This is a genomic window from Seonamhaeicola sp. NFXS20, assembly GCF_049132085.1.
Taxonomy (GTDB): domain Bacteria; phylum Bacteroidota; class Bacteroidia; order Flavobacteriales; family Flavobacteriaceae; genus Seonamhaeicola.
Genome location: NZ_JAFMPU010000001.1, coordinates 100,538 through 120,750, shown reverse-complemented (window position 1 = coordinate 120,750; position 20,213 = coordinate 100,538). Strand labels below are relative to the sequence as shown.

17 protein-coding genes are annotated in these 20,213 nt (G+C 29.7%); 13 read left to right on the top strand and 4 right to left on the bottom strand.

What is annotated here, in order from left to right:
• The first annotated feature begins 80 nt into the window (after window positions 1-80).
• The 5 genes from J1D01_RS00590 to J1D01_RS00570 all read left to right on the top strand — a co-directional run bounded on the left by J1D01_RS00590 (window position 81) and on the right by J1D01_RS00570 (window position 4,500).
• Complete coding sequence (locus tag J1D01_RS00590; protein WP_421149500.1) at window positions 81-560, top strand: DUF1761 domain-containing protein; 480 nt, start codon at window positions 81-83, stop codon at window positions 558-560.
• A gap of 68 nt (window positions 561-628) precedes the next feature.
• Entirely contained in the window at window positions 629-1,795 is a 1,167-nt protein-coding gene (locus tag J1D01_RS00585; RefSeq protein ID WP_421149499.1) for a GNAT family N-acetyltransferase, read from the top strand.
• 84 nt (window positions 1,796-1,879) lie between these two features.
• A complete protein-coding gene (locus J1D01_RS00580; RefSeq protein ID WP_372937175.1) occupies window positions 1,880-3,478 on the top strand; it encodes an ATP-binding protein in 1,599 nt (532 codons plus the stop codon).
• Window positions 3,465-4,097 (top strand): response regulator, encoded by a 633-nt coding sequence (locus tag J1D01_RS00575; protein WP_372937174.1) that lies wholly within the window; start codon window positions 3,465-3,467, stop codon window positions 4,095-4,097. Before J1D01_RS00580 ends, J1D01_RS00575 begins: the two co-directional genes overlap by 14 nt.
• A gap of 103 nt (window positions 4,098-4,200) precedes the next feature.
• Window positions 4,201-4,500: a hypothetical protein gene (locus tag J1D01_RS00570; protein ID WP_372937173.1), complete on the top strand. Its 300-nt coding sequence runs from the start codon at window positions 4,201-4,203 to the stop codon at window positions 4,498-4,500.
• 120 nt (window positions 4,501-4,620) lie between these two features.
• Here J1D01_RS00570 and J1D01_RS00565 read toward each other — a convergent pair whose 3' ends face one another.
• Window positions 4,621-5,553 (bottom strand): SPFH domain-containing protein, encoded by a 933-nt coding sequence (locus J1D01_RS00565; protein WP_372936259.1) that lies wholly within the window; start codon window positions 5,551-5,553, stop codon window positions 4,621-4,623.
• Between the two features lie 73 nt (window positions 5,554-5,626).
• On the opposite strand from J1D01_RS00565, the gene J1D01_RS00560 reads away from it, so the two are divergent.
• Window positions 5,627-6,316, top strand: coding sequence for a hypothetical protein (locus J1D01_RS00560; RefSeq protein WP_372936261.1), 690 nt, complete (start codon window positions 5,627-5,629; stop codon window positions 6,314-6,316).
• Window positions 6,317-6,341: 25 nt separating this feature from the next.
• On the top strand, window positions 6,342-7,457 hold the full coding sequence (locus tag J1D01_RS00555; RefSeq protein WP_421149498.1) for a glycoside hydrolase family protein: 1,116 nt from the start codon (window positions 6,342-6,344) through the stop codon (window positions 7,455-7,457).
• A 28-nt stretch (window positions 7,458-7,485) separates the two neighbouring features.
• Here J1D01_RS00555 and J1D01_RS00550 read toward each other — a convergent pair whose 3' ends face one another.
• Both J1D01_RS00550 and gltX read right to left on the bottom strand, forming a co-directional pair.
• On the bottom strand, window positions 7,486-8,487 hold the full coding sequence (locus J1D01_RS00550; protein WP_421149497.1) for an alpha/beta fold hydrolase: 1,002 nt from the start codon (window positions 8,485-8,487) through the stop codon (window positions 7,486-7,488).
• 55 nt (window positions 8,488-8,542) lie between these two features.
• The gene (gltX, locus tag J1D01_RS00545; protein WP_421149496.1) at window positions 8,543-10,054 is read right to left on the bottom strand and encodes a glutamate--tRNA ligase; all 1,512 of its coding nucleotides are present in this window, start codon (window positions 10,052-10,054) and stop codon (window positions 8,543-8,545) included.
• A gap of 79 nt (window positions 10,055-10,133) precedes the next feature.
• Here gltX and J1D01_RS00540 point away from each other — a divergent pair, with 79 nt between their 5' ends.
• From J1D01_RS00540 to J1D01_RS00520, 5 genes are all read left to right on the top strand, one after another.
• Entirely contained in the window at window positions 10,134-13,514 is a 3,381-nt protein-coding gene (locus tag J1D01_RS00540) for a DUF4175 family protein (RefSeq protein ID WP_421149495.1), read from the top strand.
• Window positions 13,507-13,917: an rRNA maturation RNase YbeY gene (gene ybeY, locus J1D01_RS00535; protein WP_421149494.1), complete on the top strand. Its 411-nt coding sequence runs from the start codon at window positions 13,507-13,509 to the stop codon at window positions 13,915-13,917. The genes J1D01_RS00540 and ybeY overlap by 8 nt, the downstream gene beginning before the upstream one ends.
• A 74-nt stretch (window positions 13,918-13,991) precedes the next feature.
• Entirely contained in the window at window positions 13,992-15,863 is a 1,872-nt protein-coding gene (gene mnmG / locus J1D01_RS00530) for a tRNA uridine-5-carboxymethylaminomethyl(34) synthesis enzyme MnmG (RefSeq protein ID WP_421149493.1), read from the top strand.
• Between the two features lie 75 nt (window positions 15,864-15,938).
• Window positions 15,939-16,790, top strand: coding sequence for a class I SAM-dependent methyltransferase (locus J1D01_RS00525; protein ID WP_421149492.1), 852 nt, complete (start codon window positions 15,939-15,941; stop codon window positions 16,788-16,790).
• A gap of 228 nt (window positions 16,791-17,018) precedes the next feature.
• A complete protein-coding gene (locus J1D01_RS00520) occupies window positions 17,019-17,534 on the top strand; it encodes an OmpH family outer membrane protein (RefSeq protein ID WP_372936278.1) in 516 nt (171 codons plus the stop codon).
• 69 nt (window positions 17,535-17,603) lie between these two features.
• Here the strand turns inward: J1D01_RS00520 and J1D01_RS00515 are convergent, their stop codons facing one another.
• Window positions 17,604-18,758: an ATP-binding protein gene (locus tag J1D01_RS00515; RefSeq protein WP_421149491.1), complete on the bottom strand. Its 1,155-nt coding sequence runs from the start codon at window positions 18,756-18,758 to the stop codon at window positions 17,604-17,606.
• Between the two features lie 166 nt (window positions 18,759-18,924).
• On the opposite strand from J1D01_RS00515, the gene J1D01_RS00510 reads away from it, so the two are divergent.
• Entirely contained in the window at window positions 18,925-20,112 is a 1,188-nt protein-coding gene (locus J1D01_RS00510) for a phosphoglycerate kinase (RefSeq protein WP_372936282.1), read from the top strand.
• The last annotated feature ends 101 nt before the right edge of the window (window positions 20,113-20,213 follow it).

Genomic DNA, 20,213 nt, shown 5'->3' with positions numbered 1-20,213 from the left:
ATATTATAGATATAAGGTAAATATAACTTTGGTATTCTATTTTTAGTTATATTTAAGTACTAACTAAAACTAATATTATCATGGAAATGAATTTTTTAGCAATTCTTGTTGCTGCAATTTCAGCACTTGTTGTAGGCTTTATTTGGTATAATCCAAAAGTATTTGGAACAACTTGGATGAAAGCTGCTGATATGACCGAAGAGAAAATACAAGGTGCTAATATGGCTAAAATATTTATTATGGCTTTTATTTTTGCTGTTTTACTAGCTATGTCAACTATACCAATGGTTATTCACCAAATGGGAGCTTTTAGTTTAACTCAAGGAGAATTAGGAGTTCAACCTTCTTATGAAGCTTTTATGGCAGATTATGCTAACCAGTTTAGAACTTTTAAACACGGTACTTTTCATGGTGCTATTGCAGGTATTTTTGTGGCTCTACCTATTCTTGGTACCAATGCTTTATTTGAACGTAAAAGTGCTAAATACATTTTAATTAATAGTGGGTATTGGATTGTAACTTTAGCTATTATGGGCGGCATCATTTGTGCTTGGAAATAAAATTTATTAACTTTTTTAAATACAAATAAAGACTGAAGGGATTAACTTCGGTCTTTTTTCTTTACTATTTGGTAACTTATAAAATATATAGAAACACGTCTCAACTTCTACTTATATGGGATAACTTACCCGTAAATGATGTGTTTTTAAAAAGTTCTTTTTTAAAAGCCTTAGAAGCATCTTCTCCAAACAATATAACCTCATATTATGTTGGTGTTTTTAAACAGAATGAATTAGTAGGTATTGCTATTATTCAACGGGTGCAAATGTATTTAGATGATGTTTTTAGAGATGTTTCAAATTCTTTTTTAAAACAAATAGGAAAGCAATTGGTGTCTTTATTTGTAAGAGGAAACGCCCTGGTTATTGGTAATTTAATGCATACAGGGCAACATGGTATTTATATTAATTTAAATAAAATTTCACAAGATGATTTCTTAAACACCATTCAAAAAGCTATTGAATATTTAACAGTAGAAATAAAGGAAAAGTTCAATAAAAAAATTAGAATAATTGCTTTTAAAGATTATTTTGAAGAAGATTCAATTCATCATAGCACCACTTATTTTAAAAGTCAAAATCTTTATAAAATTCAGGTGCAACCCAATATGTTGTTTCATGTTTTAAACACATGGAAAACATCATCAGATTACATAAATAGTTTCAATAAAAAATATAAAAGACGCTATAAAGTAGCAAGAAAAAAAAGTGCCAATTTAAGCTGTAAAGAATTAGATTTTAATTATATAAGTTCTAATTCTGATAAACTATTTACACTTTATGAAAACGTATCAGATAATGCCAGAGTAAATTCGTTTAAACTGCACAAAAATCATTTTTTAAGCTTAAAGAAAAATCTAAAAGACAATTTTAAAGTTTTTGGATATTTTTTAAATAATGAATTGGTTGGTTTTTACACTTTAATAATAAATCATACATTTTTAGAAACTTATTTTTTAGGATACAATAAAACACTACAGCGCAAATACCAATTATACTTAAATATGCTTTTTAATATGGCTTGTTTTGGTATAGATAATGGTTTTAAAACCATAGTTTATGCAAGAACTGCTATGGAAATAAAAAGCTCTATAGGCGCTAAACCACACACTATGCATGTGTATTTAAAACACACAAATAGCTTTATTGCAAATACGGTTTTAAAATGTATTGTTAAGTACATGAACCCTATAAGAACGTGGGAACAACGGCATCCGTTTAACAAAAGAATTTAAATATTTCATTAATTTTGTTATTAAAATTCTAACTAAATTAGCTTAAAATCTCTCATATTAATTATAATAAACGGTCTCGTTTTTTTGGTAGTTATTACACTATCAATAACATTCTATAATCAATTTTCAAAGGAATTAAAAGATAGAATTCTACTTCAATTAAATTCTATAAAAACTTTAAAACAAAATCAAGTAGAAAAGTTAATTCAATCAGAATGGGATAACTTTATTAACTCAACAAATAATAGTAAGGATAGTTTAAGTATTAAAATTCCTAACAACTTACAATCTGGTATTTATGATTTTACCAAGTACAATGAAGATAATCAACTTACAATTGCATTGGTAGATAAAAACAATGATAAAATTAAATACATACCTTATAAAAAAATAACCAGTATTCTTTTAGAGCGAACAGGAATGGGAGATACCGGAGAATCTTATTTAGTAGGAGAAGATTATAAAATGCGGTCTCAATCAAGATTTCTTAAAGATTCTTTACCATACAGCATAGTTGTAAAAACAAACGGTGTAAAAAATGCATTAACAGGTAAAAGCGGTAAAGGTTTGTATAAAGACTATAGAGGTATTGATGTTTACGGAGTTTACGGTCCTATTAATATACCAAATCTAAACCTAGTTATACTTTCTGAAATTGATAAAGAAGAAGTAGAAGCACCAATAAAAAGTCTACAAAAAAGACTTTTTTTAGTAATGTTTTTAATAATTTTTATTGCTGTTTTACTGTCTTTATTTCTAACAAAAATAATTGCCAACCCTATTTTAAACATGAAAAATAGCCTTAAAGAAATGGTTGATGGTAATTATAGCGGTACTAATAACTATTCTAAAAATTCTAATGAAATAAAGGAAATGTTTATAGCTCTAGACGATTTAAAAAAATCGTTACAAGGAGCAGTAACATTCTCAAAAGAAATAGGGGAAATGAATTTAAGCTCTAATTACACCCCAAGAAGTAATAATGATTCTTTAGGAAAAAGCTTAATAAAAATGAGAGATAAGCTTATAGAATTTAGAAATAATGAAAACAAACACAGGCTAAGCACTAAACGTCAATTAGTTGATGGTTTAGAAAATGAAAGAAGAAGGCTAGCAAGAGAACTTCATGATGGTTTAGGTCCGCTGTTAACATCATTAAAATTTTATGTTGATAATAAAATTGAAAGTAAAACGCAACGTACCGAAATGAAAACCATAATAGACAATACTATTTCAGAAATACGCTTAATGTCAAATGCATTAATGCCAACCAGTATAGATGATTTTGGTGTAGGAACCGCCATTTTAAATTTTATTGAAAGCATTAAAAACACAACAAATATTAATATCTCTTTTGAAGATATTACCAGAGGAACAAAAAGTAATATTAACAAAAACCAGCAAATAAATATTTTTAGAATAACCCAAGAATTAATTAATAATACACTAAAACACGCAAAGGCAAAAAATATTAAAATAACCCTATCAGAATTTGAAGATTTTATCTCGCTTTTTTATTTTGATGATGGACAAGGTTTTAATATAAAAACAGTTACACTGGGCTCTGGAATTACAAATATTAAAGAGCGTGTAGAAATTTGTAAAGGCGAAATTAAAATACATTCAAAACCAAATAACACAACCTTTGAAATTGAATTCCCAATAGATAATGAAGACTATTAAACTTATAATTGCTGATGACCACGAGCTCTTTAGAAACGGGCTAAAAGAACTTCTAAAAAAGTACAAAGATGTTAATATAGTAGCCTTAGTAAGCAATGGCGAAGCTTTGTTTTCTCAATTAAAAAAGCATCCAAACACAGATATTGTTCTACTAGACATTACAATGCCAAAAATGGATGGTTTTCAAGTATTAAAACAATTAAAAAGCTTAAAATTAGCAATAAAGCCTATTATTATTTCTATGCATGATGAAGGTAATTATATAGCCAAATGCGCTAAAAAAGGAGCATATAGTTATTTGCTTAAAAATACAGATCAAGAAGAGCTTATAAAAGCTATAAGAATGGTTAGTTTGGGTAAAAAATATTTTGGCCCTAAGATTTCTGAAAAAATGATAAACTACATGTCAGAACAAACTATTAGCGAAAACATTTTATCTAAAAAAGAAAAAGAGGTTTTAGGCTTAATATCAGAAGGACTTACAACCAAAGAAATAGCTACAAAACTATTTGTAAGTACAAGAACTATAGAAACCCATCGTGCTAATGTTATAAAAAAATTAGAAGTAAAAAATACTGCCGAACTTATTAAGAAGGCTTCAGAAATTAATCTTATTTAACAAAAACTCCGTATTTATACGGATGTATTTTAGGTAATTTCAAGTATATGTAAACGTATTGATCTGTCTTTAATTTTATAAAAAATTAAAAAACAGAATTGATATGAAAAAATTGGTATTTACTTCTTTAGCTATAATAGTTTCTTTTAGTGTATATGCCCAAAAAAGGAATGATTTTAAAGGACCAGCATACAAAAATTATAAACCTTGGCTTTATGATGCTAAACCTACAGAAGTTTATTCTGTTAAACAAGAAGAAAAGTTAACAGGACCAGAGTACAAAAATCAAAAAGTTTGGGAAGATAATAGTAAAAAATCGTATAATCCTATAAATGTGGGTACAGAGCGTTCTAAACTAAAAGGACCTGCTTATAAAAATTACAGACCAAAAAAAACGATTTAAAACCCATAAGGATATTATTTTAAGTAGTGTTTAGATTTATTAAAAAGCCCCTTTTTTAAGGGGCTTTTTTGCTTTTAAAACTGAAAAGTTAATGGTGCTTTATTTAGTTTGTTATAAAATTTATTCATTGTCTTTATTTTTGTTTTTTTCAGCTTTTTTCATGGCTTCACCAATTTGATTACTAGCTGTAAAACTAGCCACCATGTTATTTAGCATATCACTTCCCGCTTGAGGTGAGTTAGGTAATAGTATTAAATTACTATTAGTTTCTTCACCAATAGATTGTAGGGTGTCATAATGTTGTGTAACAACAATTAAAGCTGAGGCTTCCTGACTATTAATGCCAACTCTGTTTAGCACTTCTACAGATTCTTCTAAACCACGTGCAATTTCTCGCCTTTGATCTGCAATACCTTGCCCTTGTAAACGCTTACTTTCTGCTTCGGCTTTTGCTTTTTCAACAATTAAAATACGTTGTGCGTCACCTTCAAATTGGGCTGCAATTTTTTCGCGTTCTGAAGCATTAATTCTATTCATTGCTTCTTTAACTTGTGCATCAGGGTCTATATCTGTTACAAGGGTTTTTATAATATCATAACCATAGTCTAACATGGCATCATTTAATTCTGCTTTTACAGCAATAGCTATGTCGTCTTTTTTAACAAATACGTCATCTAATTTCATTTTTGGTACTTCTGCGCGTACCACATCAAACACATAAGATGTTATTTGATCATGCGGATAATCTAATTTATAAAATGCATCATATACTTTTTCTCTAATAACTTTGTATTGTACAGATACTTTTAATCTTACAAACACATCATCAAGTGTTTTTGTTTCTATAATAACATCTAATTGTTGAATTTTTAAGCTTAGTTTACCAGCTATTCTATCTACTAAAGGAATTTTTAATTGAAGCCCAGAATGACGAATGCTCTGGAAACGACCAAAGCGTTCAATAATAGCTGCGGTTTGCTGTTTTACAATAAAGAATGAGGATATTAATACAATTAATCCGAAGATAATAATGGGAATAAAAAAGAAGTTCATGGTATATATAATATTTAGTTAAAATAATGAGTTACTAATTTAAGTTATATTTACGCCTTAACCCAAAAACGGTATGAAAAAAATACAACTTACACTATTAGTAGTATTCTTACTAACTTTTGTTACAAATAGTTTAGCACAACATGGAAATTATCGTATTACTAATGGCATTTCGGTTTCAGGTGGTATTAGTTTTTTAGATATTTCTACAGATAATTTTATTACAGATAAAGGAAAAGGATTTGCCGGTGGGTTTTTAGCAACGGTAGATATACCTCATAGGTGGTACAATGTTAGTTTTGGTATGCAACTATCGGAAAGTGCCATTGGTATTTCTGCTAGACCAACTATGTTGAGTGCTAGTAATTCAAATGATTTTATAGATTATAAATTGTTTATGGCACAAGTAGCTTTAATAATGAATATTAAGGTCATTGAAAACCATTTTACTATTGATGTTGGCCCTATGCTACAATATAACAGTAAGCTAGAGCTAAAAGATGATTCTCAAGAAAATTACTATATAAACAACTATACTAACTTATTAGCAACAGACATAACTGATGTGTCTCAATTTAACATAAACGGAACAATAGGGGCTTCTTTAGGTATTAAAAACTTTAAAGTTAAAGCACAATATATTTATGGTTTTACAAACATGTTTAATAAGTTAGAAAATCAAGATTTAGATACTACAGGTGGTAATAATAGATTTAAAGGAAATATGAACATGTTAGTTTTAGGAGCCACCCTTTCTTTTTAAAAAATTTATCCTTTATTTTTAACCCATGAAAAGAAGAGTTTTTTTAGAAACAGGTTTAAAAGCCACAGCAGCATTAGCATCACTTCCTTTATTAAACTGTGTTGATGCAACAAAACAAGAAGAAGCATTTATTGATAAAATTTTACCAGCTCCAAAAAACGGCGGTTTTCGTGATGATAATTACTGGATTTGGGGATCTTCTGTTATAAAGGGTGAAGATGGAAAATACCATATGTTTGCCTCAAGATGGTCTAAAGATGTTGGTTTTGGTAATTGGGTTACAAACTCAGAAATTGTTCGTGCTGTTGCCGACACACCTGTTGGTCCTTATAAATTTCAAGAAGTAGTTTTAGCTCCAAGAGGTAAAGAATTTTTTGATGGTATGTGTACCCATAACCCAAGAATAGTAAAATATAAAGACAAATATTTATTATATCATTTTGGTACTACTTATAATTTTGATATGCCAACAAAAGATAATCCAAAACCCGAAGGATATAATTGGAATGAAGCTTGGTTGAATAAACGTGTTGGTTTAGCTATTAGTAACTCGGTTTTTGGACCATGGGAACGAGTAGATAAACCTGTTATTGAGCCAAGACCAGGACATTGGGATGCATCAATTACTTCAAACCCATCACCAGCTGTAGACCCAAAAACAGGAAAAATATTGTTGATGTACAAATCTTCGGCAACACGAAAACCACCGTTATTATTGGGTGTTGCTATGGCAGATAGCCCAACAGGAGAATATAAACGTTTAAGTGAAGAGCCTGTATTTAGATTTGAAACTCCAGATAACAACCATATTGATGTTGAAGACCCATACATATGGTGGGCAGGCGATAAGTATGAAGGTGTTATTAAAGATCGCTCTGGAGAAATTTGTGGAGAAGAGGGTGGTGGTGTTCACATTTGGTCTAAAGATGGTGTAAACTGGAATTTATTTGATAAAGTAAAAGCTTACAGCCGAAATATTCTTTGGGAAGATGGCACAACAACGCATCAAAATCACTTTGAGCGTCCGTTTGTTTTAATTGAAGATGGTAAGCCAACACATTTATTTGCAGCTGTTGGTAGCGGACCAAAAGCGTGGAGTTTTGAAAATACTTGGAATATGGTAATTCCTTTAAAGCATTAAGCTTTAAAGGAATTTTTCTTTTTAAGTTTTATTCTGCTAAGAAAGCTTTTAATGGTTTTATAAAACTATCAAACTTTTCAATATGTGGTAAATGCCCAACGTTTTCTATTTCAACTAATTTGGCATTTGGTATTGTTTTCTGTGTTTTTTTACCTAGTTCTGCATAAAGTCCCATGGTTTTTCTAACCTCTTCACTAACTAATGGTTTTCCTAAAGCGGTTCTGTCTCTTGTACCAATAATTAAAAGGGTAGGAGCTGTTATATTTTTAAATTCATAAACTACAGGTTGTGTAAAAATCATATCGTAGGTAAGGGCGTTGTTCCACGCAATAGTTTTGTAATTTGAATTTAAGGTCCATCCTGCTAATAAATGTACCCATTGGTCGTATTCTGGTTTCCATTTATTATCGTAATAATTAACTAACTGATATTTTTTAATGCCTTCGTAACTCTTTTTTAACTCGTTGTTATACCACCATTCAACAGGTTTATAAGGCACTTTTAGTTTCCAATCTTCTAAACCAATGGGGTTTTCTAAAATAAATTTCTCTGTAGTTTCTGGATACATTAAAGCAAATCTAGTAGCTAGCATACCACCCATTGAGTGCCCTAATATGGCTGTTTTTTTTACGTTTAAAGTATCTAATAACGTTTTTGTGTTTTGAGATAATTGCTGAAATGTATAATGAAAATGATCTGGTTTTGATGATTTACCAAAACCTATTTGGTCTGGTACAATAACACGGTAACCTTCTGCTGCTAAACTATTAATGGTAGTTTTCCAGTAAGCACCATTAAAATTTTTACCATGAAAAAGCACAATATTTTTGCCATTGTATTCTACAGGCTTAATATCCATATAAGCCATTTTTAAGTTTTGATTTTGGATGTTTAATTTTAATATTTTAACAGGATAAGGATATTCGTAATTTGATAATTCAATATCTAACCAGTCTAATTGATCGTTTTGGGCGTTAATGTTAGTAATTGTTAAAATTACAAGGCATAGGTTTAAAAATAATTTTTTCATAATTGTTTTTTTTAAAAGAAAAGCCTCAATTTTAAATCAAGGCTTTTTGTTTCTATTAAATGGTTTCAATGAGATTTTCAATTCGTTTTAAGGTTTCAACTTTGCCAATCATAAACATAATATCAAAAATATCAGGTCCTTGTAAAGCACCTACTAGGGCTAAACGTAAAGGCATCATGACTTTGCCAAAACCAATTTCGTTTTTTGTTATCCAACCTTTAATATTTGTTTGAAGTGTTTGGGTAGTAAAGTCATCAATGTTATTAATAATATCTTTTATTGTATTTAAGATGTCTTTTGTATCTTCTTTAAGCGCTTTTTTTGAAGCTTTTTCGTCATAGCTTTTTGGGGTTTGGAAAAAGTAAAAACTTAAATCCCAAAGATCTGATATAAATGTGGCACGTTCTTTAACTAAACCTACAACCATCTCAATATAATTTACATCTATATCACTCAATTGAGCATATTGTTCTTTAAAAGCATTTGCTAAATCAATATTAGATTGTTCTTGCATGTAATGGTGATTAAACCATTTTATTTTATCTGGATCAAATCTTGCACCTGCTTTGTTAACTTTTGATAAATTAAAAGCTTCAATAAGTTCTTGTAGGCTAAAAATTTCCTGTTCAGTACCTGGATTCCATCCTAAAAAAGCTAAAAAGTTTACTACAGACTCTGGGAAATATCCATCTTCTTTATAACCTCTAGAAATTTCATGAGATTTTGGGTCTTCCCATTGAAGTGGAAATACCGGAAAACCTAATTTATCACCATCACGTTTGCTTAATTTTCCTTTACCAGTAGGTTTTAAAATTAAGGGTAAATGTGCAAATTCTGGAGCTTCCCAACCTAAAGCTTGGTATAATTGAAAATGTAATGCTAATGAAGGCAACCATTCTTCACCTCTAATTACGTGTGTAATTTGCATTAAATGGTCATCAACAATATTGGCAAGGTGATAGGTGGGCATACCATCACTTTTAAACAATACTTTATCATCTAAAATATTAGTGTCAATTTTTATGTCGCCACGAATAATATCTTTTAAATACAAGGTTTCATCTTTTGGAGTTTTAAACCTAATTACATAGTTTTCACCAGCATTTAATTTTGCTTTAACCTCTTCTGAACTTAAAGATAAAGAGTTACTTAATTTTTCTCTGTTATGCCAATTGTAGATAAATGTTTTTCCTTTGGCTTCGTGGTCTTTTCTATGAAAATCTAAATCTTCTGCTGTGTCAAAAGCGTAATATGCATTACCACTTGCAATAAGTTGTTCTGCGTATTGTTTGTATAAAGCTTTACGTTCACTTTGTCTGTAAGGGCCAAATTTTTCGTTTTTTCCTGGGCCTTCATCAAACGGAATTCCACACCAATTTAAGGCATCAATAATATATTTTTCGGCACCTTCAACATAACGGTTTTGGTCGGTATCTTCAATGCGTAAAACAAAATCACCACCATGTTTTTTGGCAAATAAATAGTTAAATAAAGCAGTGCGAACACCGCCTATATGTAAAGGTCCTGTAGGGCTTGGTGCAAAGCGCACACGAACGTTTTTCGTCATCTTTGTTAAATTTGTGTGCAAAGATACAATTAACACATTATTATAAAGGGTGTACTAAATAAAATTGTAGTTTAGTATTATGCAAAATTTTAAATTTATAAAAACCAAGCTAGAGGCTTTTATTAAGCGTTACTATACCAACGAGTTGCTTAAAGGAATTATTTTGTTTTTTGCTATTGGTTTGTTGTATTTTTTATTTACACTTTTTGTTGAGCACACATTATGGTTAGGTGTTGGTGCGCGTACAGTTTTATTTTGGTTATTTATAGTGGTAGAATTAGCACTTTTGATAAAGTTTATTGTTTTACCAATTGCTAAACTTTTAAAATTAAAAGAGGGAATTAATTATCATGATGCATCTAAAATAATTGGAGGACATTTTCCTGAGGTAAATGATAAATTACTAAACGTGCTTCAATTGCATGAAAGCAAAGAACAATCTGAATTATTGCTGGCTAGTATAGAACAAAAGTCTATTGCATTAAAACCCGTTCCGTTTAAACTAGCCATAAACTTTAAACAAAATTTAAAATACTTAAAATATGCCGCTATTCCTGTTTTAATTATTCTAATCACTTTTTTAACAGATAATTTAAATTGGTTTACTAATAGTTACAAAAGAGTAGTGCATTATAAAACCGCTTATGAACCACCCGCACCTTTTCAGTTTTTTGTTGTTAATGATTCTTTACAAACCATAGAGAATAAAAACTTTACAATTTTTGTAAAAACTTTAGGTGATATTATACCAGAGAATGTACAAATAGAATATAATGCTGAAACTTATTTTTTGCATGAAACAGGAGTAGGAGCGTTTGAATATACCTTCAATAAACCTAAAACATCAATTGACTTTAAGTTAAAAGCCAATAATGTAACTTCTAAACCCTATACACTTAATATAGTAGAAGCTCCTTCTTTATTAAGTTTTGAAATGATTTTAGATTATCCTAATTACACTAAAAAGAAAGATGCTGTTTTAAAAAGCACAGGTAATGCCATTGTTCCTGAAGGAACTAAAGTTTCATGGCAATTACATACAAAATCTACCGAGTTTGTTAACTTGTATTCTGAAGATACATTAAGATTTAATACAGAAGACAAAGACGTTTTTAAAGCCTCTAAACGCGTTTTGAGGAATTTAGATTATAGTATTAGTACAAGTAATAAAAACTTGTTAGATTATGAGAATTTAGCCTTTAGAATTGATGTTGTTAAAGATCAATATCCTGAGTTAAATATTAAAATGAAGGTTGATAGTTTAGATCAACAAACACTTTATTTCTTTGGACAAGCTAATGATGATTATGGATTTACCAAACTGCAACTTGTTTATTATCCTACAAATAAAGAAAATGATAAACAATTTGTAAACATACCAATAAAAAGCTCTAGTATTATTGAATTTATTACTGCTTTCCCAAATAATTTAGAAATTCAAGAAGGTATTCCTTATAGTTTTTACTTCCACGTATTTGATAATGATGTAGTTAATGAGTTTAAAAGTGTAAAAAGTAATACTTATACTTACAGAAAACGTACTAAAGATGAAGAAGTTAATAGGCAATTAAATGAACAGAATAAATCTATTAAAAATTTAAACAAATCACTTAAAAAATTTGAAGAACAAGATAAAGTTTTAAAAGAACTTACTAGAGCTCAGAAAGAAAAATCTAATTTAAATTTTAATGAAAAAAAGAAGTTAGAATCATTTTTAAAAAGGCAAGAGCAACAAGATGAAATGATGAAAAACTTCAATAAAAAGTTTAAAGATAATCTAGAAAAATTTCAAAATGAAAATACAGAAAAAGATTGGTTTAAAGAAGATTTAGAAAAGCGTTTAAAAGATAATGAAGAACAATTAGAGAAAGACGAAAAATTAGTTGATGAATTAAAAAAACTTCAAGACAAAATAAGTAACGAAGAACTAGTAAAAAAACTAGACGAAGTTGCTAAACAAAATAAAAACAAAAAGCGCAGTTTAGAGCAATTAATAGAATTAACAAAACGGTTTTATGTTGAAAAAAAACTTGAAAAATTAACTGATGATTTAAGAAATTTAGCAAATAAACAAGAAAATCTATCTAATCAGAATGAAGAAAATTCATTAGAAAATCAAGAGAAACTTAATAAAGAATTTGAAACGTTTATTAAATCTTTAGAGGAATTAAAAAAAGACGGTAAAGAATTAAAAAAGCCAATTGATATTCCTCAAGATAAGTTAACCGAAAATGAAATTAAAAAAGAACAACAAAAAGCAATAGAAGAATTACAACAAAGTCAAGATAATAATAAAAAAGAATCTGAAGAACAACCCTTAAATAATAATAGCCCTAACAAGCAAAATGCTAAAAAAAGCCAAAAGAATGCAGCTAAAAAAATGCAACAAATGGCAAACAGTATGCAAGGAGCAATGAGCGCATCTGGAGGTGAGCAAATGCAAGAAGACATGGAGATGCTTAGACAGATTCTTGATAATTTGGTTAGATTTTCTTTTAATCAAGAAGATTTAATGGATGGTTTTAAAACCATAACCAGTAATAGTAATAAGTATGCCTCTTATCTTAGAAAGCAACATACTTTAAGAGAACATTTTGAACATGTAGATGATAGTTTATTCGCATTGTCTTTACGTCAACCAAAACTATCAGAAACCGTTAATAAAGAAATTTCAGAAGTTTATTTCAATATTGACAAAGCAATTGATTTGTTAGCAGAAAATCAAATTTATCAAGGAGTATCTAATCAACAATTTGCTATTACCGCTGCAAATAATTTAGCAGATTTTTTAAGTAATATATTAGATAACATGCAAGAAAGTTTAAGTATGTCTAGTGGTAAAGGAAATGGAAAAGGAGATATGCAATTACCAGACATCATAATGAGTCAAGAAGAGCTTAATAAAATGATGGGTGAAGGTCTAAAAAAATCTCAACAAGAACAAAAAGGTAAAGATGGTAAGGAAGGAAAAGAAGGAGAGAATAAAGGCAAAGAAAATTTTAAAGATGGTAGTCAATCTAATGGAGAAGGAGAAGGTGATAATGATGAACTAAACGGTTTATTGTTTCATATCTATCAGCAACAACAAGAACTTAAGAATGCCTTAAAGGAAAAACTAGCTAAAGAAGGTTTAGGAGCTAAAGGAAATAATTTGGTTAGACAAATGGACAATATAGAATTAGATTTATTAAATAAAGGATTCACTAATCAAACCCTTCAAAAAATGATGCAGCTTAAGCATCAATTATTAAAATTAGAAAATGCAACCTTTCAACAAGGAGAAGATGATAAAAGAGAATCTGAAACAAACAAAAACTTATTTAATAATAATTCTATTAACCAAATACCAACCGCTAAACAATACTTTAATACTATAGAGATTTTAGATAAACAAGCATTACCTTTGCAACAAATTTATAGAAAAAAGGTGCAAGAATATTTTAATACTACAGATGATTAATTTTAACTACGAAACTAATTTTGTTTTAGATAATGAAGAACTAATTTCTAAATGGGTTCAAGAGGCTATTGCTTCTGAAGGTTTCAAATTAGAAGAAATTAATTATGTGTTTTGTGATGATGAATATCTACATAAACTCAATGTTGAATTCCTCAACCACGACACTCTAACTGATATAATTAGTTTCGATTATACGGTTGGTAAAATTATACAGGGAGATATCTTTATTTCTGTTGAAAGGGTGGTAGATAATGCAAAAGAATTTAACACAGTTTTTTCAGATGAGTTAAGTCGTGTTATAATACACGGCGTGTTACATTACTGTGGTTATAAAGATAAAACTGATGAAGACGCACAACTTATGAGAGACAAAGAAAACCACTACTTAAGTCAACTCTTATAAATTCAAATGTTCAGTGTATATTTGCAAATTTAAATCACTATTGTTCCACGTGGAACATGTAAATTTAATATGTTATGTTTAATGAAGTTTATGATGTAATTGTTGTTGGTGCAGGTCATGCAGGTAGTGAAGCAGCTGCTGCTGCTGCTAACATGGGGAGTAAAACATTGTTGGTAACAATGAATTTACAAAACATAGCTCAAATGTCTTGTAATCCTGCTATGGGTGGTATTGCAAAAGGACAAATAGTAAGAGAAATTGATGCGCTTGGTGGTTACAGTGGTATTGTTTCTGACACTTCTGCTATTCAGTTTAAAATGCTTAATAAGTCTAAAGGACCTGCAATGTGGAGTCCAAGAGTTCAAAGTGACAGAATGCGCTTTTCTGAAGATTGGAGATTGCTTTTAGAGAAAACCCCAAATCTAGATTTTTATCAAGAAATGGTTTCTGGTTTATTAATTAAAGGAGATCGTGTTGTAGGTGTAAAAACATCATTAGGTGTAGAGATTAAATCTAAATCTGTTGTATTAACTAATGGCACTTTTTTGAATGGTTTAATTCATATTGGTGATAAAAATTTTGGAGGAGGTAGAGCAGGAGAAAAAGCTGCAACCGGAATTACAGAACAGCTTGTTGATTTAGGTTTTGATTCTGGAAGAATGAAAACAGGAACACCGCCAAGAGTTGATGGTAGAAGTTTAGATTTTTCTAAAATGGTTGAACAACCAGGAGATGAAAATCCAGAAAAGTTTTCTTATTTAGATATAACTAAACCTTTATCTAAACAACGTTCTTGTCATATGTCTTATACAAGTCCGTTAGTTCATGATTTGCTTAGAGAAGGGTTTGATAGATCGCCAATGTTTAACGGGAGAATTAAAAGCTTAGGTCCTAGATATTGTCCTTCTATTGAAGATAAAATAAATCGTTTTGCAGATAAGGATCGTCATCAATTATTTATAGAGCCAGAAGGATGGAATACTGTTGAATATTATATTAATGGTTTTTCTACATCGCTACCAGAAGATGTTCAATTTAAGGCACTACGTTCTGTTGAAGGTTTCGAAAATGTAAAATTCTTTAGACCGGGTTATGCTATAGAATATGATTATTTTCCACCTACACAATTAAAGCATACGCTAGAAACTAAGCTAGTTAATGGTTTATATTTTGCAGGTCAGATAAACGGAACAACAGGATATGAAGAGGCTGCTTCTCAAGGTTTAATGGCAGGTATAAATGCTAGTTTAAAAGTGCAAGAAAGAGATGCTTTTACATTAAAAAGAGATGAGGCGTATATAGGTGTGCTTATAGATGATTTAATAACAAAGGGTACAGAAGAGCCGTATAGAATGTTTACTTCTCGTGCAGAATATAGAACCTTGTTGCGTCAAGATAATGCCGATTTAAGATTAACACCTAAAGGTTTTGAGTTAGGGTTGGCTTCAGAAAAACGTTTAAAACGTATGGAAGAAAAGCACGAATCTGCTAGACAATTTGTGTCTTTTTTTGAAATAACTAGTGTAAAGCCAGAAGAAATAAATCCTATTTTAGAAAGTAAAAATTCATCGCCTGTAAAACAATCTGGAAAGCTTTTTAAAATATTTGCTAGACCTAATATTGAAATGAAAGATATTAGAAAGGTTAAAAGTGTAGATGATTATATTGTTAACAATAATTTAGATGCCGAGGTAATAGAACAGGCAGAAATTCAAGTTAAATATGCTGGTTATATAGCTAAAGAAAAAAATAATGCCGATAAATTAAGTAGATTAGAATACGTTAAAATTCCACCAAATTTTGATTATTCTAAAATTAAATCTATGAGTTTTGAAGCACGTGAAAAGCTTAAAAAAATACAACCAACAACAGTGTCTCAAGCATCAAGAATTAGTGGGGTTTCACCTAATGATATTTCTGTTTTGTTGGTTTATATGGGTAGATAATTTCTGTGTTCCACGTGGAACAAGTTAGTTTAATTTGCTCTTTGAGTAATAAAATAAAGATAGGATTTGTTTTAAATGGATAAAAATAAAACACATTTAGTTGTAAAAGATCATTCGGTTTCTGGTGAAATTTTTGAATTAATACAGAATAAAGAATTTGGCTTTTTAGAAACCTATCCGCAACCTGCTAAAGAACAATTACCAGAGTATTATAAAAGTGAAGATTATATTTCCCACACAGATTCTAAACGAAATTTGTTTGAAAAAGCCTATCATTTAGTTAGAATGATAGCTTTAAATAAAAAGCTAAAGCTGATTAATTCTTTTAGAACTGAGAATAAAAGCCTTTTAGATTTTGGATGTGGTACAGGCGATTTTTTACAAACTGCTCAAAAAAACAATTGGGTAGTTACAGGAATTGAACCAAATGAAGATGCCCGGAACATAGCAAATATAAAAACTAATAATTCAGTTTTTGATAGCGAACAATTTTTTCAACTTAAAGAAAATAGTTTTGATGTAATAACCCTATGGCATGTTTTAGAACATTTACCTAATTTAGAAGAACACGTAAGTATTTTTAAAAAACTATTAAAACCAAATGGCGTTTTAATAATTGCGGTACCAAATTATAAAAGTTATGATGCCAAATTTTATAAACAGTTTTGGGCTGCTTATGATGTTCCTAGACATCTTTGGCATTTTAATAAAATATCAATCTCTAAATTATTTTCAAAAATATCAATGAAAGTTGAAAAAATTAAACCTATGTGGTTTGATGCGTTTTATGTGTGCTTACTTTCAGAAAAATATAAAACAGGTAAAATGAACTTTATTAAAGCCTTTTTAAATGGTTTTGTTTCAAATTTTAAATCGTTTACTTCAAAAGAGGCTTCTTCTTTAATTTATATCATAAAAAACACATAATATTTATTTAAACGAGTTTTCGTGCTGTTTTAAATCTTAATCCAGGTATTTGGGTTGCTTTTTTGTTAAAACGTCTTAAATCGTCTTATTTGAGCTTGTTTTTAATAAATATTTCTAATTTTAGAATTTGTTTACGATAAGAAATATTTATTGAGTTAATTCTGAGTAAAATTCAGTATTATAATCTATTTTGTTTATTACATTTGTTCGACTTAAAAAATATAAAGAATGAAAAATTTAATTTATCTTCTACTTGTAGTTTTGGTATTCACTTCATGCCAACAACAAAAAATTGGTTATGTAAATAACGGAACACTACTAAAAGATTATCAAGAAGCTAAAGATTTAGAAACAGAGTTTCAAGGAAAAGAAGAAGCTTTTAAAAAGAAAGCCGATAGTATTGGTCAAGCATTTCAATTAGAAGTTCAAGAAACCCAACTTAAAGCTCAAAAATCTTCTCAAAAAAAGGCTCAAGAGTTAATGGGTGGTTTACAACAAAAGCAACAATTGCTGCAACAACAAATGCAATTTGAGCAACAACAATTAGCACAATTAGCACAAGCTGAAAGTGATTCTTTAGTTCTTAAAATTAAAGATTTTATTAAAGATTATGCTAAAAAAAATCAGTACACATTTATATTAGGTACTAGCGATGGTGCTTCATCTGTTATTTATGGAAAAGAAGGAACCGATTTAACAGAAACTATCTTAGAGGCTTTAAATGCAGAATACAAAAAGGAATAGTATCTTTTTAAACAAATTTTTAAAGCAGCTCATTAATTTATTTTAATGGGCTGTTTTTTTTTGATTTAATTAATCAGATTTTTTATGAAGCAATCTGGTTAATTTAATAGATAAATCGGTTAGAATAATCTTAGAGTTTCCGTTGCGTTCAATATGATAAATAGCATCTTGTAGCTCGTTACTAATCTCTAAGATATTGTTGCCATGTACAAAAGGGGCAAATTTTTCTAACTTAAATTTTTCAACTTTTGGCTCTATATAAACTAAATCTGGAGCTTTGTAATTAAGTAATAATGCTTGACGGAAAAAATCTAAGCAAAAGAGTAAAAACTGTTTTTGAGTTTCACGTCCTGTTTTAGCTATATTTTCACTCCAAGAAATTAAATCATGAATAGCTGCTTTGTTACCTTTAGCTTTAAAAGCACTACGCACCCAAAAAATAAACCATTCTTCAAATTGTAAATCTTCAGAATCTTGATAAACCAAATCACAGGCTTTGTTATAATTTCCGTTAGATTGTCTTGCTATTTTGGTTGCTACAGTAGCGTCTAAATTGTAGTTTTTTATTAATCCTTGCTTTATAGCATCTTCGGCTAAAGGCGGAAAATGTAATATTTGACACCTAGATTTTATGGTGTTAATTATTTGTTGTTCATCTTCTGCAATTAAAATAAAAATAGTTTTGTTAGGTGGTTCTTCAATGAGTTTTAATAGCTTATTAGCACAGGCAATATTCATCTTTTCTGCCATCCAAATAAGCATTACTTTATAGCCACCTTCATAAGATTTAAGAGATAAAGATTTAACAATTTCATACGCTTCTTCTACACCAATTTGCCCTTGTTTATTATCAACACCTAAAAGTTTGTACCAATCAAATAAATTTCCATATGGTTGATTTTCAAGTAGTTCTCTCCATTCTTCTAAATAAAAATTAGATATAGGCTTGCTTTTAACCTTATCGCTTGTTGTTACAGGAAAAGCAAAATGTAAGTCTGGATGTGAAAAGTTTTTAAATTTTAGGTTGCAAGCTTCGTTACCGTTATTATTTTCGCCTTTAGAATTGTTACATAATATATATTGAGCATAGGCAATAGCCATTGGTAAAGTGCCAGAGCCTTCAGGTCCAATAAACAATTGCGCATGTGCAATTCTACCGTTTTCTGCACTATGAGTAAGGTGCTTTTTAATATGTTCTTGTCCTAAAATTTCAGAGAATAGCATTGAACAAAAGTAAGTGAATTTTTTTATTTAAAAATCAACTCTAATTACTAGTAAAACAAGTTTTTTTAAAAATATTTTAAGCTTCAAACGTTTTCGTTAAAAAAGGCATTTTTTGGTGCTGTTTAATTAGTTACTTTTGTGTAATTAATAAGTTAAAACTATAAAAATGAAGACTCTAAACGATTTTAATTTCGAGAATAAAAAAGCCCTAATCCGTGTAGATTTTAATGTGCCTTTAAATGAAAAATTTGAAGTTACAGATGCTACCAGAATCATTTCAGCTAAACCAACCATTATTAAAATATTAGAAGCAGGTGGAAGTTGTATTTTAATGTCTCATTTAGGGCGTCCAAAAGGATTTCAAGATGAGTTTTCATTAAAACATATAGCAGCAAAAGTTGAAGATATTTTAGGAGTAGAAGTGAAATTTGTACCAGATTGTATAGGCGCAGATGTAGAGGAAGCTGCAGCAAACTTACAGCCTGGTCAAATATTATTGTTAGAAAACCTACGTTTTTATAAAGAAGAAACGGCTGGAGATAAAGACTTTGCAGAAAAACTATCAAAATTAGGAGATATTTATGTAAATGACGCCTTTGGTACTGCGCACAGAGCACATGCATCTACCACAATTGTAGCGCAATTTTTTGCAGAAAATAAATGTTTTGGCAATTTATTAGCACAAGAAATAGAAAGCATTAAAAAAGTAATGGAAACTGGAGAAAAACCTGTTTTAGCTATTCTTGGTGGCGCTAAAGTATCTTCAAAAATTACAATTATTGAAAATATTTTAGATAAAGTAGATCACTTAATTATTGGAGGTGGTATGGCCTTTACCTTTGTAAAAGCTCAAGGCGGAAGTATTGGTAATTCTATTTGTGAAGATGACAAACAAGAATTAGCCTTAGATATTTTAAAACAAGCTAAAGAAAAAAATGTTCAAGTACATATTCCTGTAGATACTGTTGCTGCTGATGCTTTTAGTAACGATGCCAACACACAAATTGTAGATATTAATGCTATTCCAGATGGTTGGGAAGGTGTTGATGCAGGACCAAAATCTAGAGAACAATTTCACAAAGTTGTAATGGAATCTAAAACCATTCTTTGGAACGGACCTCTTGGTGTTTTTGAAATGGAAAGTTTTGCAAAAGGTACTATTGAATTAGGTAATTCTATTGCCGAGGCTACTAAAAACGGTGCATTTTCACTTGTAGGAGGAGGAGACTCTGTTGCAGCAGTTAAGCAATTTGGTTTCCAAGATAAAGTAAGTTATGTAAGTACAGGTGGTGGCGCTATGTTAGAAAGTTTAGAAGGAAAAACACTTCCTGGAATTGCTGCTATATTAGATTAACATAATTATTTGGGCGTTACCCTGAAACCAGTTCAGGGTCGCGCTTTTCGCGTTACACGGTAACTTGCTACAATCGCTGACGCAAATACACATAACGTTAT

What these genes read in the sequence shown, in the direction of transcription:
- J1D01_RS00590 (WP_421149500.1), top strand. Translation starts at nt 81, where the DNA reads ATGGAAATGAATTTTTTAGCAATTCTTGTTGCTGCAATTTCAGCACTT.
- J1D01_RS00575 (WP_372937174.1), top strand. Translation starts at nt 3,465, where the DNA reads ATGAAGACTATTAAACTTATAATTGCTGATGACCACGAGCTCTTTAGA.
- J1D01_RS00570 (WP_372937173.1), top strand. Translation starts at nt 4,201, where the DNA reads ATGAAAAAATTGGTATTTACTTCTTTAGCTATAATAGTTTCTTTTAGT.
- J1D01_RS00565 (WP_372936259.1), bottom strand. Translation starts at nt 5,553, where the DNA reads ATGAACTTCTTTTTTATTCCCATTATTATCTTCGGATTAATTGTATTA.
- J1D01_RS00560 (WP_372936261.1), top strand. Translation starts at nt 5,627, where the DNA reads ATGAAAAAAATACAACTTACACTATTAGTAGTATTCTTACTAACTTTT.
- J1D01_RS00555 (WP_421149498.1), top strand. Translation starts at nt 6,342, where the DNA reads ATGAAAAGAAGAGTTTTTTTAGAAACAGGTTTAAAAGCCACAGCAGCA.
- J1D01_RS00550 (WP_421149497.1), bottom strand. Translation starts at nt 8,487, where the DNA reads ATGAAAAAATTATTTTTAAACCTATGCCTTGTAATTTTAACAATTACT.
- gltX (WP_421149496.1), bottom strand. Translation starts at nt 10,054, where the DNA reads ATGACGAAAAACGTTCGTGTGCGCTTTGCACCAAGCCCTACAGGACCT.
- J1D01_RS00540 (WP_421149495.1), top strand. Translation starts at nt 10,134, where the DNA reads ATGCAAAATTTTAAATTTATAAAAACCAAGCTAGAGGCTTTTATTAAG.
- ybeY (WP_421149494.1), top strand. Translation starts at nt 13,507, where the DNA reads ATGATTAATTTTAACTACGAAACTAATTTTGTTTTAGATAATGAAGAA.
- mnmG (WP_421149493.1), top strand. Translation starts at nt 13,992, where the DNA reads ATGTTTAATGAAGTTTATGATGTAATTGTTGTTGGTGCAGGTCATGCA.
- J1D01_RS00525 (WP_421149492.1), top strand. Translation starts at nt 15,939, where the DNA reads ATGGATAAAAATAAAACACATTTAGTTGTAAAAGATCATTCGGTTTCT.
- J1D01_RS00520 (WP_372936278.1), top strand. Translation starts at nt 17,019, where the DNA reads ATGAAAAATTTAATTTATCTTCTACTTGTAGTTTTGGTATTCACTTCA.
- J1D01_RS00515 (WP_421149491.1), bottom strand. Translation starts at nt 18,758, where the DNA reads ATGCTATTCTCTGAAATTTTAGGACAAGAACATATTAAAAAGCACCTT.
- J1D01_RS00510 (WP_372936282.1), top strand. Translation starts at nt 18,925, where the DNA reads ATGAAGACTCTAAACGATTTTAATTTCGAGAATAAAAAAGCCCTAATC.